The sequence below is a fragment of the Bradyrhizobium sp. 62 genome, assembly GCF_023073035.1.
GTDB lineage: Bacteria > Pseudomonadota > Alphaproteobacteria > Rhizobiales > Xanthobacteraceae > Bradyrhizobium.
This window is the reverse complement of sequence record NZ_JADPIT010000015.1, coordinates 1,118,152-1,135,773: the sequence shown is the minus strand read 5'-3', so window position 1 is coordinate 1,135,773 and position 17,622 is coordinate 1,118,152. Positions and strand designations below refer to the sequence as shown.

The window sequence follows — 17,622 nt, the reverse complement described above, 5'->3', positions numbered from 1 at the left end:
CCTCCTGAGAGTTTCAACCGGGACAGCCTCCGGCGGGAAGGCCGATGCCCACCGCACGGTGCGGGGTCGAGAATAAGCGGCGAGCTGCCGCCGCGGCATCCGAGAAAACCCTCAGGCGCGGGGAGAATGTCCCGGACCTGCCTCGGCTTAATCATGCCGCTTGACCCGGCCTTGGTCTAATTGGCGCCAAACATCAACGCGGCGAGCAGCAATGTGGAAAGCAGGAGGGATATGCCGGCGCTCGACCATTGACGGAGAACGTCGTCGCCCCATTCAACGAGACTGCCAAATCCAAGACAGACGCGCCGGAACGGACCGATGATGCTCATCAGCGTCTTCCAGCCCGCCGAAAGGCCGCCGGGACGGGGCCATGGACTGAGCAGGATGACGAGCGCCCCACCTCCCAGCATCGTTACGCCCAGTTTGACGAGCCCGCCGAATCCGAACAGGTTCGATGCCGCACCAGCTGGGATCGGCAGAAAGGTATCCCAAGGCACGAGTCCAAGCAGAAGCGAACAGAGCGCCAAGGCAAGCGCCGCCAGACCGCTGCTGCGGTGTGGAGTGCGGACAAGGACGATGGATTGATCTGGACGCGCAAGCGCATGCGAGAGGACGACCAGAACATACGCGGTCGTAAACATTCCGCCAGTGTGGAGCACGACGGCCCACCACCACTGTCCCGTCCTCGCCGTTTCCTCAAGCAAGAGCTCCTTCGCAAGCGACGCTCCGCTCGGCTGAATGCCCATCATTGCGATGCCGCCTAATCCGAAGGCAGTGACGCTCAAGGGCAGGGCCCGGGCGACGCCCCGTATCCCGGTGATGCGGTCATGACCCAGCCCGACATAGATCGAACCGACTGCCAGGAACATGGCCGCCTTGGCTGTGGCGTGGGAGGCCGCCTGAAGCACCCCGCCTGCTAGGGCCTGTCCGCTCTCGAGCCGGCCCGAGCTGTCGAGGGCGAGCGGAAACATCAGGAAGAGATATCCGATTTGAGCCAGTGTCGAATATGCCACGAGGAGCTTGAGGCGCTCCTGCCGCAAGGCCACGATGCTTCCGACCAGAATCGCGCCGGCTCCCAACGCTGCGAGAAATTGTGCGGCGGCATACCCGGGCAGGCCCGGCAGAACGTTGAACCAAAGCCGGAGGAGGATGAAGAACGAACCCTTCACGACCAGGCCGGACAGGATCGCGCTCGCTGCGGCCGGCGCGCCAGCGTGAGCGGGTGGCAACCAGAGATGCAGCGGAAAGAGCGCGGTCTTGGCGAGAAGGCCGGTCGTCATCAATGCCGCCGCGAGGAGCGTGACGACCCCTCCAGAAAGGCGCCGAGACAGCAGTTCGATATCCAGCGTGCCGTACACGCCATAGAGCAGGGCCGTACCCATCAGGTAGAGGATCGAACCGAGCAATGCGAAGAGAAGATAACGCAACGCAGCCTGAAGCGTTTCTGCCCCGCCCCTGAGGGAGACCAGCGGCACGGCGGCGAATGTTAGCAATTCCAGCGCCACATAGAGCGTAAAGAGATCACCGCCCACGAAGATCGTGTTCAGCGCCGCCCAGATCGCCAGCAACAGAACCCAGAATGCGAAGGGCGCGCGCGCGTCCGCTGCCGAAGGACGAAATTCTGTCGCAGCATAGAGGGCAACTGCGCAGATCACGATTGCCGTCGTGGCGAGCATCACGACCGAGAAACCGTCCGCGCGCAGCGCCACGCCCAGGGGGGGTGGCCATGCGCCGAGCAGATAGACGAGGACGCCGTCGCCTGCCGGCAAGGCCAGGCCGACTGCTACGACGATTGCCGACCCGATCGGTACTACGGCAAAGGCGACTTGCCGGACGCGGCGGTCGCCGAGAGCGAACGCAAGCAGCACGGCCGCGACGGGTACGACGATTGACAGCACCAGCAAGAAGCCAGACGCGGTCGTTGCCGGTGCGGGGGCAGCGGGCAGCATCAGTCACCGGGTGAATCGGAGTGCAGGCTCGTCGGTGCGGGATTGCCGAGCGTAGTGGAGCCCGCGGTGTCGAACAACCGGAGCAACAAGGCGATCGCCAGGGCAGTTGCGGAAAAGGCGACCACGATGCCCGTGATCACCAGTGCCTGTGGCACCGGGTCGTTGCCAACGCTCGCCCCAGCGCCCCTGCGTCCGACGATGCCGAACAGAAGAAACACGCCGCTGCCGATCAGGTTGAATGCGAGGATCTTGCGGAGCGGTTGCGGGTTCGTAATCAGGCCGTACAGCCCAAGCCCAACCAACGCGGCGGCACACATTCCAAACACTGTTGCGCTGCTCATCATCGTGGACTCCTTTCCGGTGGGCCTGCGAGCAACAGGGCGAGAGTCGCCGCGATTGTCGAAATCATCGCGATCTCGATGCCGAGTATCAGGGGCTTTGCGAACTCATCCGGAAAGGCCAGGAACGCCGACGCGAAAAACAATCCTCCAAGGCCGACGAGAAGAAACAGGCCGGGCCCGGCCATCAGGACAACCCGCAGCCCTCGGCTGCTCACTGGTGGAGTGTCCGTCAATCCGGCCATGATCGCCAGCAGCCACATCGACGCGAGAACAGCGCCACCTTGGAATGCTCCGCCGGGGTGATCGGCCCCTGTCCACAACATGTAGACGCCAACGACAATGCCCGCGGGGGGCAGCAGTCGGGCGAGGAAGGCGAGCACGCCATCTGGATCGGCTTCGTGCCGGGGTCCCGGACGGCCACCCCAAGCCCCGTCCGACGCAAGCGACCAGACGCCAACGATGGCCAGCAGGAGCACGACCTTCTCGAGCATGGTGTCCATCCCGCGGAACGCCATGAGCACGTTGGTGACAGGGTTAGCCAGTCCGGTTGCGCCGGCATTCGAGACGACGGCCAGCGCAAGGGAGGGGGCCGGATCAGGCAGAAGCAGGATTGCGATGCCCAGCGCCGCCGCTGTCAAGGAACACAATATGGCCGCGCTCAGGCGAACGACCTGGCCGGGTCGTTCAGACGTAACCGCCTCGGCATCGCGCAATCGGGCAGCCGCCCCCAACAGAACGACTCCGCCCAGACCTCCGCCGATCGCGGCCTCGGTCAGTGCGACATCGACCGCGTCGAGGCGAACCCAGATCAGCGCAACCAGGAGTCCGTAGGCGACAAATCCCACCGTTGCAGGATAGGTCTCGCGGACCGCGATGGTCCATGTGGCGAGACCCAGCACCACGGCGGCGAGGACGATCTCGAAGGCCGTTGCGATGCTCATCTGGCACCGCTCCGACGTACCGTACGTGCGATCAATTGCGACACCGTGGCGCCAGCAAGAAGCGCGAACACCCAGATGCTGATCAACTTCAACCCTTCCCGCAGGTTTCCTGCTTGGGGAAGCAGCCCGAGCACGACGAAGCCCAGGCCGAGATTGTCGGCCTTGGTCAGGGCGTGCAGCCGGGTCAGAGTGTCGGGAAACCGAAGGAGGCCGACCGTGCCAGCCAAGAAGAAGAACGCGCCCGCCGACACGCACGCAATCGTCACGATGTCTCGTACGAGGTTCACTTGTCCTCCGTTGAAACGGCCCCGTCGCTGTTGAGGCGGGACAGCCCCTTCTTGACGAATGCGATGGACGCGAAAGTGGCGAGCAGCGCCAGAATCAATGCCACGTCGACCGACGCGGGAACGCCTGTCACAGTGCCGAGCAGCAGCAGCACGGCAATGCCCCCGGTGCCGATCAATTGCGCGGCCATCATGCGCTCCGCGTCGGTGGGGCCGCGCAAGATCGATACCAGGCCGAGCGCCAGCAGTGCCAGGATCAGGCCGACCGCTGCGGTCAGGAACTCAGTCATTGTAGAGCGCCCGGACCAGCGCCGCTTCCTCGGCGGCGAGATCGGCGAGGACCGGCTGAGTGATGTCGAGACAATGATAGATGATATGGCCGCTCTCCTCTCCGGCTGGCACCGTCCCGGGCAACAGGCTCGTGAGCGTCGTGAACACGTTCTGCCGTACGCCACGGGATAGCTGGGTCGGATAGGCTAGAAAGCCCGGATGAAGCGGCAAACGCGGATTCAACGCGCGGCCGGCAACGTCCAACCCGGCTACGACCGAGTGATACAGGAAAAGCAGAACCAGGCGGGCAACGGCGGGAAGAGAACGCCGCGCGCTGCTCGGCTCCAGAAAGTAAAGGCTTGTCCAGGTCGCTGCGACAACTGCGGCTGCTGCCGCGGGAATGTCTCCGACCTGAGCGCCCGCGAGCACCAGCCAGAGGCAGCCGAACCCGGCCGCTCGCAAAGCCGCGCTCGACCATCGGCCCCTGGAGGCGTTTCGCGCCGGCTCGTCTGGTCTTCCCGAGTATTCGCTCATGCTCGAAGCCCTCGATCGGCGTCGCATGGCATTGCCGAGCTTCGGGGCGTCCGGAGGGACCGGCTCGGCCTGTTTGATGAGGACGGACCCAGACGGCAGCGTCGCATTGGGGATCTGCAGTTTGAGATCCATCTTCGGCCTTCGGCGTGACCGCGAGTAGCGGTACATCGTCATCCAGAATGGTTCAGAAGGTGCCGCCGAGTCGTTCGTCCGGCGCCACCTTCTTGGATGAGATTTCGCAATCGTGCCGCTCAGCCCGCGCAAGACTAGCGTGACGCCTGGCGCCGGAAGCAGCTTCCGCCTCGTCCGCTCCTGGATGCCCGGCATTGCTCCTCAGTTGAGTAACCACAGTGCGTCATGCCCTGTTTCTTCGAACACCATGATCCAGCCGCGTTGGCCGGAGTAGCCGTTGGCAGAATCGCCAACGTTCCCAGAATTGCGGCTGTGGCTAGGATAAACATTCGCATTTGAATTCTCCTGATCCGGCGGTTTGAGGCACGTTCAAGCGTCATCGTTCAAGTCGGTTTCGCATCAGCCCGGCTACTTGCCGGTCATGCGAAGTACGAGTAGCGGACGGCTCTATTGCAGGGTGCTACTGCTTCACCTGACAATCCCATCATGTGTCGCCAGTCGAACAGGCGATATCGGGTGATTGCCTGACCGGGTTGTCGGGAATCTCCCAAGGCACGAATGCTCGCGCACATGATTACATCCGGATGAACAGGTAGATTTCCCGATGTTTGCGGCGGACCCCTTAGCCGAAAATGCCGGCGGCGAGACCGGGATACCGCGACCTCGGGAAGGCCGATCTACTTGGCGACACACACTTCCGGAACGAAGAGCTCATGTCTACGCGTGGCAGCCATTCCACACCTCGACACGTCATTACTTTTGCGTTCGTGGCGGCGCTCTCGCCTGTGCTGGCAGGCTGCGGAAGAGAGACCGCAGCGGATGACCCGCCGGCGCCACGAATTGTGCGCACAGCGACCGTTGAAAAGCGCAAGATCACCACACCCCTGACGTTCTCCGGGCGGATCGAAGCAGAAGATGAAGTGAATGTTGCGTTCCGGATATCCGGCCGGCTTTTGAGCAATGACAGCAAGGTCGGCGACCGGGTCAAGGCCGGCCAGGTTCTAGCGCGATTGGAGTCCCAGAACGAGCTGAATGCGCTGCGCCAGGCGCAGGCGGCTCTCGCCGCGGCCCAGGGACAAATGACGCAGGCGCGCAATCACTTTGATCGTCAGGAGACGTTGCTGGCGCAGGGTTGGACCACACGTGTCAATTACGATGCCGCGACCCAAGCGCAGCAAACGGCCCGATCGCAGGTCGATGCCGCCGAAGCGGCACTCAGTTCCGCGCATGACTTGGTCGGGTTCACGGAACTGAAGGCCGACGCGCCCGGGGTGATTACTGCGACCGGCCCGGGAGCTGGCGAAGTGGTGCAGGCGGGACAGATGATCGCGAGAATCGCGCGCCAAGATGGTCGCGATGCTGTCTTCGACGTGCCTTCCCAGTTGGTCCGGTCAGCTTCAGCCGAGCCGGAGGTCGATGTCAGCCTTGCGGATGATCCGGCGATTAACGCCAAGGGGCGCGTGCGCGAGGTTGCGGCGCAAGCCAGTGCCGTGACTCGGACCTTCGAGGTCAGGGTCGGCCTGACCGATCCTCCGGCGGCGATGCGCCTTGGGGCGACGGTCGTGGGGCGGGTGAGCACGAGCGCAGGGCCGATGATCGATATACCGGCCTCCGCCCTGACGAGGATGAACCAACGTCCCGCGGTGTGGATCGTCGACCCCACCCTCGGTACGGTCTCGGTGCGCAATGTGGACGTTTTGCGGTTCGATGAAGCCCAAGCGGTGATTGCGCAAGGACTGGATACCGGCGAGGTCATTGTCACCGCCGGGGTGCAGGCACTTCATCCTGGCCAGAAGGTCCGGGTTCTCGGATCAGAGCAATGAGTGGGGTCAATCTTTCCGATTGGGCGCTGAAACACCGCTCGCTCGTCGTCTACATGATGATCATTGCGGTGGTCGCGGGCGGTCTGTTCTATTTCCGCCTGGGTCGGAACGAAGATCCGGCCTTCATCATCAAGACGATGGTCGTTCAAGCCGCTTGGCCGGGGGCCTCCGTAGAGGAGACGATGAAGCAGGTGACGGAGCGCCTCGAACGTCGCCTGCAGGAAACACCGCATCTCGACTTCCTTCGCAGCTTCACGAGGGCAGGTGTCTCGACCGTATTCGTAAATCTAAAAGGTAGTGCCAGCGCGAGAGAGGTCACGGACACTTGGTACCACGTGCGCAAGTCGATCGGTGACATGCGCCATACGCTGCCCGCCGGAGTCATCGGTCCGGGGTTCAACGACGAATTCGGCGATACTTTCGGGATCATCTACGGCTTCACGAGCGACGGTTTTACCCAGCGCGAGCTGCGTGACCAAGTCGAGGAGATCCGCTCAAAGTTGCTGCTGGTTCCCGACGTGTCGAAAATCGAGCTCCTTGGCGAGCAGGACGAAGCGATCTTCGTCGAGTTCTCCACTAAGGAGCTCGCGGCACTCGGAGTCGATCGGTCCGCCCTTATTGCGGCCCTTCAGTCGCAAAACATCGTCCGCCCGGCCGGGACGGTACAGACGAGCGCCGAGAGTATCTCGCTACGAGTGTCCGGCGGCTTTCAGTCCGAGCAGGACATCGCCGGCATCAATTTTTCCGCGGGCGGGCGCATGCTCCGCCTGAGCGACATCGCGCGGGTGCGTCGCGGTTACACAGACCCGCCCCACCCGATGTTTCGAGTCAATGGAAGGCCGGCCATAGGACTCGCAATCGCCATGAGGGATGGCGGGGATATTCTTGCGCTGGGTGCGAACATCACCAAGGCGATGGCGCAGATTACCGCGGGACTCCCGATAGGCATCGAGCCCAGCCTGGTCGCTGACCAGCCCGTCGTGGTGAACCACGCAATTCGAGAATTCATGGTTTCGCTGCTGCAGGCCGTCGCCATCATCATGGTCGTCAGTTTCATCAGCCTGGGCGTGCGCCCGGGCCTGATCATCGCGCTGGCGATACCGTTGACGCTGGCTATCGTTATGCCGATCATGGGACTGCTCAGCATCGATATGCAGCGTATATCGCTCGGTGCGCTGATCATAGCGCTCGCGCTGCTGGTCGACGATGCCATGACCACGACGGACGCGACCCTGACCAAATTGGCGGAAGGTGCGAGCAAGATCGAGGCGGCTACTTTCGCCTACCGGACCCATGCGATGGCGATGCTCGCTGGCACGCTGGTGACCATCGCGGGCTTCATTCCTGTCGGCTTTGCGGCGAGCTCCGCTGGAGAATACACTTTCTCGCTCTTCGCGGTCGTCACCATCGCGCTGCTGGTGTCCTGGATGGTCGCGGTCATTTTCACGCCGCTATTGGGCGCCGCCATCCTTGTCCCGCCCGAGCGGGGCAAGTCGGCGGACCCGGGCAGGATTTTCCGGATATACCGGCATTTTCTGACCTTGGCGATGCGCGCGAAATGGCTCACGATCGCAATTTCCCTGGCGCTCTTCGTCGCGTCGGTCCTTGCAATGCCGCTGATCCCGCGGCAGTTTTTTCCGTCATCGGATCGTCCGGAGCTGCTGGTCGATATCAGCCTGCCGCAGAACGCTTCGATCTACGCGAGCGAAGCAGCGGCGAAGCGCCTGGATGCGGCGCTTGCGACCGACCCCGACGTGGCTCGGTGGAGCACTTATGTCGGACGGGGCGCCATCCGCTTCTACTTGCCCCTCAACGTCCAGCTCCCGAACGATTTCTTCACGCAGATCGTGGTGATCGCGAAGGACGTCGCCGCTCGGGATCGCCTGCATGTGAAGCTAGAAAAAACGCTGGCCGAAGAATTCCCCAAGGCGATCGCGTTCGTCTCGCCGCTCGAGCTCGGGCCGCCGGTCGGTTGGCCGATTCAGTACCGGGTCAGCGGGCCAGACGTCGAACGGGTGCGCGAGATCGCGCTTCAGGTCGGGCAGATCGTCGCGTCCAGTCCGGACACCAAGCAAACGAATTTCGATTGGATGGAGCCCGACCGGCAGGTCCGTATTCGCGTGGACCAGAACGAGGCGCGGCAACTCGGTCTGAGCTCACAGGCGATTGCGACCGTTTTGAACGCCGTCATCACGGGCACGCCTGTCACTCAGGTCCGCGATGATATCTATCTCGTCAACGTGGTGGCGCGCGCGACTGACGAGCAGAGGGTCTCGCTGGACAGTCTGCGCAACCTGCAAGTAGCGCTGGGCGGCGGACAGACCGTTCCTCTCAGTCAATTTGCTTCCTTCGAATATGACCAGGAATTCCCGCTCGTCTGGCGTCGGGACCGCGTTCCGACTTTGACGGTCCAGGCTGCCATCGACGGTAACAAATTGCCGGAAGGCGTTGTCGCCTCGCTGTTGCCGGCCATCGAGAAGTTCCAGAAGACCCTTCCGCCATCGTACAGAGTGGTCGTCGGCGGCACGGTAGAGGAGAGCCAAAAGTCGCAGGCATCCGTGCTGGCGGTCGTTCCAGTGATGCTGTTCGTCATGTTTACGGTCCTCATGGTCCAGCTCCAGAGCTTCCCGAGGCTGTTCATGGTTCTCAGCGTGGCGCCGCTCGGACTGATCGGGGTCGTCGCCGCGTTGATGCTTTCCGGGAGGCCGCTCGGCTTCGTTGCCATCCTGGGTGTCCTTGCGCTCTTGGGTATGATCAGCAAGAACGCGGTCATTCTGATCGGTCAGATCGACGCGGAGCGCGCGATCGGCAAGTCGCCTTGGGAAGCCGCGGTAGACGCTAGCAGCTCCCGGTTCCGGCCGATCATGTTGACAGCGATATCGACTGTCCTTGGGATGATTCCGATTGCGCCGACAGTGTTTTGGGGACCGATGGCATTCGCCATCATGGGTGGCTTGCTGGTTGCGACGGTTCTCACCCTCGTCTTCTTGCCGACGATTTATGTTGCCTGGTTCGGCGCGACCGACTCGGCAATCGACGCGGCGCTGAGCAAGACTCCGGAATCGGGAAAGCAAAGCCGGATAGGGGAATCCTCACCTTCGGCTAGGTAGTCAACCTGATGTGCCGACCGTCGTGCGTCTGTGATGATCGGAGAAGCTATTCCAGTCGCCGTTCGCCCCGACCGCCTGGTGTTGCCATGTGCGACGCAGAAATCGTGTCCCGTCGGGCGTCGCGCGTCGTTCGTCGTGGATAAATGCATAGGATTAGGACGCCTCCATGAGCACAAAAACGGACGTCCAGAGGCTGCCGCTGCGGACCCTGACCGCCATGGTGGTGGGCGGCATGGTCGGCGCCGGCGTGTTCTCGATACCGCGCAACTTCGCGCAGGCGACCGGCATCTACGGGGCGCTCATCGCTTGGGCCATCGCCGGAGCGGGGATGCTCATGCTGTGTTTCGTCTTCCAGACCTTGGCCAACCGCAAGCCCGATCTGGATGCCGGTGTCTACGCATACGCGCGGGCGGGGTTTGGGCCCTACGTCGGCTTCTTTTCCGCGTTCGGCTATTGGGCCAGCGCCTGCGTCGGCAACGTCTCGTACTGGATCCTGATCAAGTCGACGCTCGGCGCGTTCTTTCCGGTTCTGGGGCAGGGCAATACGTTGCCCGCAGTGCTCATCTCCTCGGTCGGTATATGGGCGTTCCATTTTCTGGTGCTGCGCGGCGTGAAGGAAGCAGCCGGAATCAACGCGATCGTCACGGTCGCCAAGATCATCCCGCTGTTGTTGTTCGTGGTGTTATCAATCTTCTTCCTCAAGCCATCGGTGTTCGCAGACAACCTGTGGGGCGGCACCGCGGGTGACTACGGCAACCTGTTCGAGCAGGTCAAGGCGACGATGCTGGTGACCGTCTTCGTATTCTTAGGGATCGAGGGGGCCAGCAACTATTCGCGGTTCGCGGAGAAGCGCGAAGACGTGGGTGTCGCCACCGTCACGGGATTCCTTGGAGTGCTGGCGCTGTTCGCATCGGTGTCGATACTCGCTTACGGCGTCCTGCCACGCGCGGAGATCGCGCAGCTTCGTCAGCCCTCCGTCGGTGGCGTGCTCGAGGCCGCGGTTGGGCAATGGGGTGCGGTGTTCATTGGTGCCGGCGTAATTGTCTCGGTTCTTGGAGCCTATCTGGCGTGGACGATGATGGCTGCCGAGGTGCTTTCCGTTGCAGCGAAGAAGCGGGATATGCCCACCTTCCTGGCGCGAGAGAACGTCAATCAAGTGCCATCGGCGGCGCTGCTGATGACCACGCTGCTGATTCAGGCGGTGATCGTCGCGACGCTGTTCTCCGACGACGCCTTCACGTTCGCGCTGTCGCTATGTAGTCATCTTTCGTTGATTCCCTATTTCTTGTCCGCTGCGTTCGCGTTGATGCTGGTCTATCGCAGGGAGACCTACGAGAAGGATTCACGCGACCTCCGCAAGGATACCATCATCGCGGTTTTGGCGACGATCTACACGATATTCCTATTGTTCGCCGGCGGGACCAAATTCCTGCTGCTCGGCTTCATCATCTACGCACCCGGCACCATCCTGTACTACATCACGCGGAATGAGCAGGGCAAACAACTGTTCACGCCGGCCGAGTGGGTCTTGTTCGCGGTAGCGGTGATCGGATGCGTCGTCGGTATCCATGGCCTCGCCACCGGCTACATCAGCATCTAGCCCCGGTACGAAAGGATCCAGCAATGGCGAATTCCCCAGCTTTCGGCGTTCATTCGGAAGTCGGTCAGCTCCGCAAGGTGATGGTCTGCGCGCCCGGTCGCGCGCATCAGCGGCTCACACCGTCGAACTGCGATCAGCTGCTGTTCGACGATGTTCTCTGGGTGGAGAACGCCAAGCGTGACCATTTCGACTTCGTCACCAAGATGCGCGACCGAGGCGTCGATGTGGTTGAAATGCACAACTTGCTGGCCGAAACGATGTCGGTACCCGAAGGCAAGAAGTGGATTCTCGACAACCAGATTGTGCCGGATCAGGTCGGGCTCGGCTTCATCGACGAACTGAGAAGCTACCTTGCAGGCTTGGACAATCGCAAGCTGGCGGAAACGTTGATCGGTGGCTTGTCCATCCATGACTTTCCCGAGGAGCATGGCGGCCAGGCGATCAAGATAGTCAAGGAGGCGGCTGGCGCCACCGAGTACCTGCTACCGCCACTGCCGAACACGCTCTACACGCGCGACACCACCTGCTGGATCTACGGCGGCGTGACGCTCAATTCGCTTTTTTGGCCGGCAAGGCACGAGGAAACGATCCTCGCGACGGCGATCTACAAGTTCCACCCCGACTTTGCTGGCAAGGTCAATGTGTGGTGGGGCGACCCCACGCACGACCATGGGCTAGCTACGCTGGAGGGTGGTGACGTGATGCCGATCGGCAAAGGAGTTGTGCTGATCGGGATGAGCGAACGCACGTCTCGCCAGGCGATCAGCCAACTCGCGGCGACGCTGTTTCAGAAGAAGGCGGCGGAACGCGTGATCGTCGCGGCGATGCCCAAGATCCGCGCCGCCATGCATCTCGACACCGTATTCACGTTCGCGGACCGCGATTGCGTCCTGACCGCGCCCGACTTCATCAACCAGACGCGCACCTATTCCTATCGCCCGAGCGATCACCCGAGCGGGCTTGAGTTGCACCCCGAGAACAAGCCATTTGTCAGCGTCGTCGAGGAAGCGCTCGGCCTCAAGAAACTTCGCGTAGTCGAGGCTGGTGGAAGCGACTATCAGCGCGAGCGCACACAATGGGACAGCGGCGCCAACCTTGTCTGTGCGTCGCCGGGCGTGGTGTATGCCTACGACCGCAACACCTACACAAACACCCTGCTGCGCAAGGAAGGTATCGAAGTTATCACCATCGTGGGGGCGGAGCTGGGCCGGGGTCGAGGCGGTGGTCACTGCATGACCTGCCCGATAATCCGCGACGCCGTGGACTACTAGCAAGGCAGGGGTAGGGACTCTGGTGCGACGACAAGCTTCGCGGACCTGGAACTCCGGGGCAGCCGCCTCCTCGGCGACTGCCGGAAGTGACACACATGCAAGTGCACGCTTTGAGCAACGCAGGTCTCGGCAGGATCGTCATCAAACTTTCCAATCCGCTGCAACTGTTCAACACACTTGATCCGGCGCCATTTCGCGAGAAGGAGCTCGCAACCGAGGCAGAGCGATACATCGCCGACCAGGCTGAAGATATCGCGAAAGCCGCTCCCATCCAAATCGTGATTCATCTAGCCTGGGCGGGCTCCTTGGATGCGATCGTGCCGGATTTGGCTCCGGCCGTGGCGCAGCATTTCCTGCTGCGCGCTCACGAAAAATCGAGAGAGCTGCAAGTTCTATTCAAGTCAGGGCGCCGCTCGCTGATCGTAGGCGTTGCGATCCTCTCCAGCTGTCTTGCGGTTGGATGGCTGGCGGGCCTGGTCCTTGGAGATGGACCTCTCCCGGACATTCTGAGGGAAAGCTTCTTGATTCTGGGCTGGGTGGCGATCTGGAAGCCGTCAGAAATTTTTCTCTACGGTTGGCCCGCGATCGTGGAGCAGCGGCGGCTTTTCGAACGGCTCTCGGCTGCCGTAGTTGTCGTGGCTGCCGTTTCGGAGCCCGCTTAGTGACGCGGCACGCCGATCAAGGAAGCACCGCTATGAGGACTGCCTGTCGATCTTTTCTGCGCGCCCTTGAGCAATTGCGCACCCATTCGCGTGCTCTCTCTGTCACAGGCGGCCGCAATCTCTGCGAGCATTGTTTGTGCGGGTTGACAATCGATAGGTCAAGCCTATCGTGCTCGCTTGTTGGGGCAGGGCCGACAATCTCGAGGATTCGGATGCGTGTATCTGGATTTCTTTTGCAGATGATTGGACTCTTTGGTTCGACTGCCGCGCTTGCAGCTGACGTGGATCTGAGGGACTTCAAGGCGGATCCGCCGCCGCTCGCTCCGCCTTCTTGGAGTATCGTTGGCTCGGTCTCGCCAACCTTTACTGACAACGCCCTGTTCAGCCGCAACAATCGCAGATCAGATGCCTATTATGAGCCCGATATCAGCGCCAGGCTGGACGGCTATTTGACAGCAGATCTGTCGTATAGACTCTATGCGCGTGCGCAATACGAAGCTTACGCGACGGAGAAGGACAGCAATTTTGGGATCGCGCGCTTGGGTGGGCGGTTGACCGAAAATTGGAACGGCTGGAGATTCTCCGCGATCTACGAGAACCGCTACGACTTCGACGGCGTCTATCGCGACCTCGCGTTCACCTCGCATGACGTGATGGGTTCCGTGGCTCGTGACTTCCAGGTTGCGAATGTAACGCTGTCGCCATTGTGGCTGCTGACTTACCGCTTTTCTGATTTGGCCGAGGCCCGCCGCTGGCGCTTTGATGCCGTTCTTGGCATTGAGGTCAAACTCGATCCGAAATGGTCGATTGTGAGCGCGCCTTTGTTCGAAGCCTACTGGTTCACCGATGGATTGAATTCCGGGCGGCGGGACCAGCTCTATTCGGCCGACATAGGGTTGAAGTATAATTTTGCCAGCAATCTGTCGCTCACCACCACCGTGCTCTACGAAGCGCGGACGTCCAACGTTCCGCCGCGGAACTACAGAGATCTGCGGGTCGGGCCGCGGCTCGATTTTGCCTTTTGAGAGGGTATCTGAGAATGCTTGCGAGACGCCTGTCCGTCCTGCTGGGAATGAGTTTCGGGATCATGGCGGCGAGCGCCGCAGCGGCGGATCCTCGTGACTCCGTCGACCGAAGCCAGCGTATGGACACCGACGCACTGAGGGATGACCTTGGGGAAAACCGACTTCGGGTGCCAGCGCATCCCCTGGTGATTGCGCCGCCGCCACAGAATCCTCCGATCTCTCGGCCGAAGAAGAAGTCGGGTCCTGCCGCCGGTAGTGGTGGATAATCCTTGTTGCGCTGCAGGTCGGCAGCTGTGCGACCTGATGCCGGCTACCTTTCCTCATCTCTCGTCCCGTCGTTTGCAGCTTGAGCCAGTATGCGACGTTGTTCGCATGTCCGAACGACGAATGATCTCGTCATCATTGTCTCTTCTTTTAACAATAACTCGAAAACAAGCGGGACAAACTGGTACGCCGTTAGCTCATGCCAGTCATGCGCAGGTTTCGAAGTATTCGGAATTAACCCCTTGGTTGTATGAAAAACGAGGAGCATGATGTAGATCATCCCTTAGGGATGTTGTGTAGGTCGCGTCGTCTTGGGAGCGCTGAGCTGGTGATTAGCTAGGTCGATCATCACTCGCCCAAAGTTGGCTTTCAAGGCAGGCCAAAAAGGGTGCCTGGAATGAAGCCGTACAGCCCGCGTGCGAGCTTGTTGAATTCACATGGCGCTCCGCAGCGCCTGCCTTTTGGGGAAGCCCGCAATCGCCCTGATCGGGGCCCTTGGGAAGATTTTCTTTTTGTAGTGCGCCCACTGCGGGGGGGTAAATTCGCATACGATGGGATGGATAGTGCCTGCGCGGCGCTTCTGCGACTGCCGTCGGGCAATGTGTCTGGGCTCGGTATCTTTCAATGCTGGTCGAGCGAAGATTCGGAAAGCATTTGCGAGGTGTTGCGGACGTGCGTGGAAGACAAGGTTGAAGTTCGAATTCATCACAGCTTGACGCTTGGCGGGCTGCGACGCGAGGTCGAAACGATCGTGTTCCCCGTTACCGAACCCGAGAAGGGCGTGATCGCTCTGCTCGTTGGTCGACATCGCATTCTTCCTGAGGAATTTGATCAAGACGAGTCAGATGAACCGGCCGGATTAGCTGACGATTTGGCTTCGATGCGGGAGGATATACAGCAGCGGATAGCCTCCGAGCTTCACGATTCGACATGCCAGCATCTTGTCGCCGCGAGTCTTGGGCTGGTGCGTATTCGCACCTGCGTCGGCCCGGCAAATGGTGTGGACAGACTTTGCGAGCTTGTCGATGCATCGATTGACCGTGCTCTGAGAGAGATCCGCTCCCTGACGTATTTGATGCATCCCCAGGACGTGGTGGCAGAGGGATTGAAGGCGACCATCGAGTGCTACGCCTGCGGCTTTGCGGCGCGGACGGCGTTGCGTGTCCAGACTGACGTCGACGCCGGCGTGGATCGGTTGTCATACGAGATACAAAGGTCGTTGCTGCGGGTCATTCAGGAAGGGCTCTCGAACATATTCAGGCACGCAAAGGCGACAGAGGTCAAACTGCTCGCCAAAGTGACAGGCGAGCAGTTTCAGCTGACAATAAGCGACAATGGAAGCGGCTTTCCGGCTCACCGTGCCAATCGGTTCGGAACGACCATGATGGGTGTCGGCATTCCCGCCATGAGATCAAGGCTTGCGCATCTTGGCGGCAGTCTCGAGATCCGATCCAATCCTGAAAGCTCCGGGACGATGTTGTACGCGGTATTCCCGCTGCCGAGTGAGGCAAAGCGGCGCAGGCGGCGCTTGCCCTTGCAATGATATAAACCAAGGCAAGCGCTTGAACAGGTTTATGGACGATCGTCGCCCTCAGATGCGACCTTCGGGTCTGGCACTCGATACGGCGGCGTTCGAAGCAGGAGCGCGTGCTATGAAGCGAATCTTGATCGCGGATGATCATGAGGCCGTCCGTTCCGGTATCCGCGCGGTGCTTGCGCAACGTGCTGATTGGGAAGTTGTGGCGGAGGCGAGCGACGGCAGAAAGGCGGTTGCTGCCGCGATCGAGAGCAAGCCGCACGTTGCCATCCTCGATTTCTCCATGCCGCGCATGACCGGGGTCGAGGTAACCCGGCGGATCAGGGAGTTCTCGCTTCCCATCGAGGTTCTGATATTTACCGTTCACAACTCTGGCCTGTTGGCGCAGCAGGCCTATCTGGCCGGCGCCCGCGCGTTCTTGTCGAAGTCGGATGCGAGCAAGCTGCTGATTGCTGCTGTCGAGTCGCTCCTGGTCCACAAATCATTCGGTATCGGGAGCGGGTTGGACGTTCTCGATGGCCAACCGGGTGGCGGAACTAGGCTGACCCCCCGCGAGCAGCTGGTCGTCAAGCTGGTTGCGGATGGCTATAGCAACAAGGGCATCAGCGCTATCCTGAACCTCAGCGTGAAGACGACAGAGGCTCACCGCGCCGCCGCGATGCGTAAGCTCGGCGTGAATTCGACTGCCGGCCTAGTTCGCTACGCGGTTCGCGCCAAACTGGTTGCCGACTGATCGACCACCATGCGGTGGGGACATCCGCGACCCAGTTTCAGGGTTTTGTCGGATAACTTTCCGAAAGATGGCCGATACAGTCGGCCGACTTGGCTGCCGGTCATCTCCGTTGATCGCCCGATAGGATCTGGGTCAACATGCGGGAGCGCCGCCGTGAAGCGCATCGTTATTGCGGATGATCATGAGGTTGTACGGTCGGGACTGCGCGCGATCGTCCAACTGCGCTCTGATTGGATCGTTTGCGGCGAGGCTTGTGACGGGGAGCAGGCACTAGCTATGGCGGTTGAGACGCGTCCGGACATCCTGATCGCCGACTACTCTATGCCCGTCATGAATGGGCTAGAAGTCAGCCGCCGCCTGGGTGCAATGCACATGTGCGTCGAAGTGTTAATTCTGACGATGCATGAGAGCGAGGAGCTGTTGACGGAGGCTATTCTGGCTGGCGTGCGTGGCTTTCTGTTCAAATCCGACGCGAAGGAGCACCTGTTGTCCGCCATCGACGCTTTGCTCGAACGCAGGCCTTACTTCACGGGCGTGTTGCTTGAGAAGCTTCTACGCAACTATCAGATCAACAAGCAAAATAGATCGAGCGTACTGCTCACATCGCGGGAACAGAGTGTGGTCCAGCTCATCGCGGAGGGACATACGAACAAATCGATCGGTTGCATCTTGAAGCTGAGCGTAAAGACCGTCGAGACGCACCGTGCTGCGGCGATGCGCAAGCTTGGGATGTCCTCTACGGCGGAACTTGTTCGCTACGCGATCCGCAAGAAACTAGTCGAGCCATGAGTGTCGAGGGAGTCGTCTTGTTCGTCATCGACAACCGACGCGCATCCCGTCGTTTGAAACTAGCTTTCAGGCGCGACGTCCGAACAGTGAAGCAGGGCCTGACGCGGGGAGATAAATTGGCAGGGCTGTATTCGATACGACAGGCTTGCGCCGAGTGCGGCAGGCCGATGAGGGTTTTGCCCGACGAACCGGCGAGGGGGCCGCTGCGCTACACCTGCGCAAAATGCGACGACGACCCGTTGCGCGACCCTACGGCGCGCAACTGGGCGGACGGGCCGCTGCGCCCACCGGAGAAGTGAGCACGGCCAGCATTTCGATCTGACGTACGAGGTTATCCAGGCCTGATTGACCGCGCAG

Annotated in this window: 17 protein-coding genes; 10 read left to right on the top strand and 7 right to left on the bottom strand. The window is 61.1% G+C overall.

From position 1 onward, the window contains the following. Positions 1–176: 176 nt before the first annotated feature. The 7 genes from IVB47_RS15930 to IVB47_RS15900 form a co-directional block, all read right to left on the bottom strand. A complete protein-coding gene (locus tag IVB47_RS15930; RefSeq protein WP_247462543.1) occupies positions 177–1,949 on the bottom strand; it encodes a proton-conducting transporter membrane subunit in 1,773 nt (590 codons plus the stop codon). Beyond that, positions 1,949–2,290: an NADH-quinone oxidoreductase subunit K gene (locus IVB47_RS15925; protein WP_247463185.1), complete on the bottom strand. Its 342-nt coding sequence runs from the start codon at positions 2,288–2,290 to the stop codon at positions 1,949–1,951. The genes IVB47_RS15930 and IVB47_RS15925 overlap by 1 nt, the downstream gene beginning before the upstream one ends. Beyond that, complete coding sequence (locus tag IVB47_RS15920) at positions 2,290–3,231, bottom strand: hydrogenase subunit MbhD domain-containing protein (protein ID WP_247462541.1); 942 nt, start codon at positions 3,229–3,231, stop codon at positions 2,290–2,292. The genes IVB47_RS15925 and IVB47_RS15920 overlap by 1 nt, the downstream gene beginning before the upstream one ends. Further along, entirely contained in the window at positions 3,228–3,518 is a 291-nt protein-coding gene (locus IVB47_RS15915) for a monovalent cation/H(+) antiporter subunit G (RefSeq protein ID WP_247397259.1), read from the bottom strand. Before IVB47_RS15915 ends, IVB47_RS15920 begins: the two co-directional genes overlap by 4 nt. Then, positions 3,515–3,805 carry a monovalent cation/H+ antiporter complex subunit F gene (locus IVB47_RS15910; protein WP_247356195.1) on the bottom strand — a complete coding sequence of 97 codons (291 nt, stop codon included), beginning with the start codon at positions 3,803–3,805 and terminating at the stop codon, positions 3,515–3,517. Before IVB47_RS15910 ends, IVB47_RS15915 begins: the two co-directional genes overlap by 4 nt. After that, positions 3,798–4,493 carry a Na+/H+ antiporter subunit E gene (locus IVB47_RS15905; protein WP_247462539.1) on the bottom strand — a complete coding sequence of 232 codons (696 nt, stop codon included), beginning with the start codon at positions 4,491–4,493 and terminating at the stop codon, positions 3,798–3,800. The genes IVB47_RS15910 and IVB47_RS15905 overlap by 8 nt, the downstream gene beginning before the upstream one ends. Positions 4,494–4,585: 92 nt before the next feature. After that, entirely contained in the window at positions 4,586–4,780 is a 195-nt protein-coding gene (locus tag IVB47_RS15900; RefSeq protein ID WP_247356387.1) for a DUF3551 domain-containing protein, read from the bottom strand. Between the two features lie 384 nt (positions 4,781–5,164). Between IVB47_RS15900 and IVB47_RS15895 the strand changes: the two genes are divergently transcribed. The 10 genes from IVB47_RS15895 to IVB47_RS15850 all read left to right on the top strand — a co-directional run bounded on the left by IVB47_RS15895 (position 5,165) and on the right by IVB47_RS15850 (position 17,564). Then, positions 5,165–6,274, top strand: a complete 1,110-nt coding sequence (locus tag IVB47_RS15895; protein WP_247435160.1) for an efflux RND transporter periplasmic adaptor subunit — start codon at positions 5,165–5,167, stop codon at positions 6,272–6,274. Further along, the gene (locus IVB47_RS15890) at positions 6,271–9,384 is read left to right on the top strand and encodes an efflux RND transporter permease subunit (protein WP_247462538.1); all 3,114 of its coding nucleotides are present in this window, start codon (positions 6,271–6,273) and stop codon (positions 9,382–9,384) included. The genes IVB47_RS15895 and IVB47_RS15890 overlap by 4 nt, the downstream gene beginning before the upstream one ends. A 166-nt stretch (positions 9,385–9,550) precedes the next feature. Next, on the top strand, positions 9,551–10,984 hold the full coding sequence (locus tag IVB47_RS15885) for a basic amino acid/polyamine antiporter (RefSeq protein WP_247462536.1): 1,434 nt from the start codon (positions 9,551–9,553) through the stop codon (positions 10,982–10,984). Positions 10,985–11,007: 23 nt separating this feature from the next. Beyond that, a complete protein-coding gene (gene arcA / locus IVB47_RS15880) occupies positions 11,008–12,255 on the top strand; it encodes an arginine deiminase (RefSeq protein ID WP_247462534.1) in 1,248 nt (415 codons plus the stop codon). A 95-nt stretch (positions 12,256–12,350) separates the two neighbouring features. Further along, positions 12,351–12,917, top strand: coding sequence for a hypothetical protein (locus IVB47_RS15875; protein WP_247397274.1), 567 nt, complete (start codon positions 12,351–12,353; stop codon positions 12,915–12,917). Positions 12,918–13,129: 212 nt separating this feature from the next. Then, positions 13,130–13,942, top strand: coding sequence for an outer membrane beta-barrel protein (locus tag IVB47_RS15870; RefSeq protein WP_247462532.1), 813 nt, complete (start codon positions 13,130–13,132; stop codon positions 13,940–13,942). A gap of 661 nt (positions 13,943–14,603) precedes the next feature. Next, positions 14,604–15,749: an ATP-binding protein gene (locus IVB47_RS15865; RefSeq protein WP_247462530.1), complete on the top strand. Its 1,146-nt coding sequence runs from the start codon at positions 14,604–14,606 to the stop codon at positions 15,747–15,749. 109 nt (positions 15,750–15,858) lie between these two features. Continuing rightward, positions 15,859–16,476 carry a response regulator transcription factor gene (locus tag IVB47_RS15860; RefSeq protein WP_247462528.1) on the top strand — a complete coding sequence of 206 codons (618 nt, stop codon included), beginning with the start codon at positions 15,859–15,861 and terminating at the stop codon, positions 16,474–16,476. A 153-nt stretch (positions 16,477–16,629) separates the two neighbouring features. Then, positions 16,630–17,265 carry a response regulator transcription factor gene (locus IVB47_RS15855; protein ID WP_247462527.1) on the top strand — a complete coding sequence of 212 codons (636 nt, stop codon included), beginning with the start codon at positions 16,630–16,632 and terminating at the stop codon, positions 17,263–17,265. Between the two features lie 17 nt (positions 17,266–17,282). After that, the gene (locus IVB47_RS15850; RefSeq protein ID WP_247462525.1) at positions 17,283–17,564 is read left to right on the top strand and encodes a hypothetical protein; all 282 of its coding nucleotides are present in this window, start codon (positions 17,283–17,285) and stop codon (positions 17,562–17,564) included. Positions 17,565–17,622 lie beyond the last annotated feature (58 nt).

Excerpts from the sequence above, each read along its gene's own strand:
- IVB47_RS15910 (WP_247356195.1), bottom strand. The coding sequence starts at position 3,805 with ATGACTGAGTTCCTGACCGCAGCGGTCGGCCTGATCCTGGCACTGCTG.
- IVB47_RS15900 (WP_247356387.1), bottom strand. The coding sequence starts at position 4,780 with ATGTTTATCCTAGCCACAGCCGCAATTCTGGGAACGTTGGCGATTCTG.
- IVB47_RS15885 (WP_247462536.1), top strand. The coding sequence starts at position 9,551 with ATGAGCACAAAAACGGACGTCCAGAGGCTGCCGCTGCGGACCCTGACC.
- IVB47_RS15925 (WP_247463185.1), bottom strand. The coding sequence starts at position 2,290 with ATGAGCAGCGCAACAGTGTTTGGAATGTGTGCCGCCGCGTTGGTTGGG.
- arcA (WP_247462534.1), top strand. The coding sequence starts at position 11,008 with ATGGCGAATTCCCCAGCTTTCGGCGTTCATTCGGAAGTCGGTCAGCTC.
- IVB47_RS15865 (WP_247462530.1), top strand. The coding sequence starts at position 14,604 with ATGAAGCCGTACAGCCCGCGTGCGAGCTTGTTGAATTCACATGGCGCT.
- IVB47_RS15890 (WP_247462538.1), top strand. The coding sequence starts at position 6,271 with ATGAGTGGGGTCAATCTTTCCGATTGGGCGCTGAAACACCGCTCGCTC.
- IVB47_RS15860 (WP_247462528.1), top strand. The coding sequence starts at position 15,859 with ATGAAGCGAATCTTGATCGCGGATGATCATGAGGCCGTCCGTTCCGGT.
- IVB47_RS15875 (WP_247397274.1), top strand. The coding sequence starts at position 12,351 with ATGCAAGTGCACGCTTTGAGCAACGCAGGTCTCGGCAGGATCGTCATC.
- IVB47_RS15905 (WP_247462539.1), bottom strand. The coding sequence starts at position 4,493 with ATGACGATGTACCGCTACTCGCGGTCACGCCGAAGGCCGAAGATGGAT.
- IVB47_RS15930 (WP_247462543.1), bottom strand. The coding sequence starts at position 1,949 with ATGCTGCCCGCTGCCCCCGCACCGGCAACGACCGCGTCTGGCTTCTTG.
- IVB47_RS15895 (WP_247435160.1), top strand. The coding sequence starts at position 5,165 with ATGTCTACGCGTGGCAGCCATTCCACACCTCGACACGTCATTACTTTT.
- IVB47_RS15870 (WP_247462532.1), top strand. The coding sequence starts at position 13,130 with ATGCGTGTATCTGGATTTCTTTTGCAGATGATTGGACTCTTTGGTTCG.
- IVB47_RS15920 (WP_247462541.1), bottom strand. The coding sequence starts at position 3,231 with ATGAGCATCGCAACGGCCTTCGAGATCGTCCTCGCCGCCGTGGTGCTG.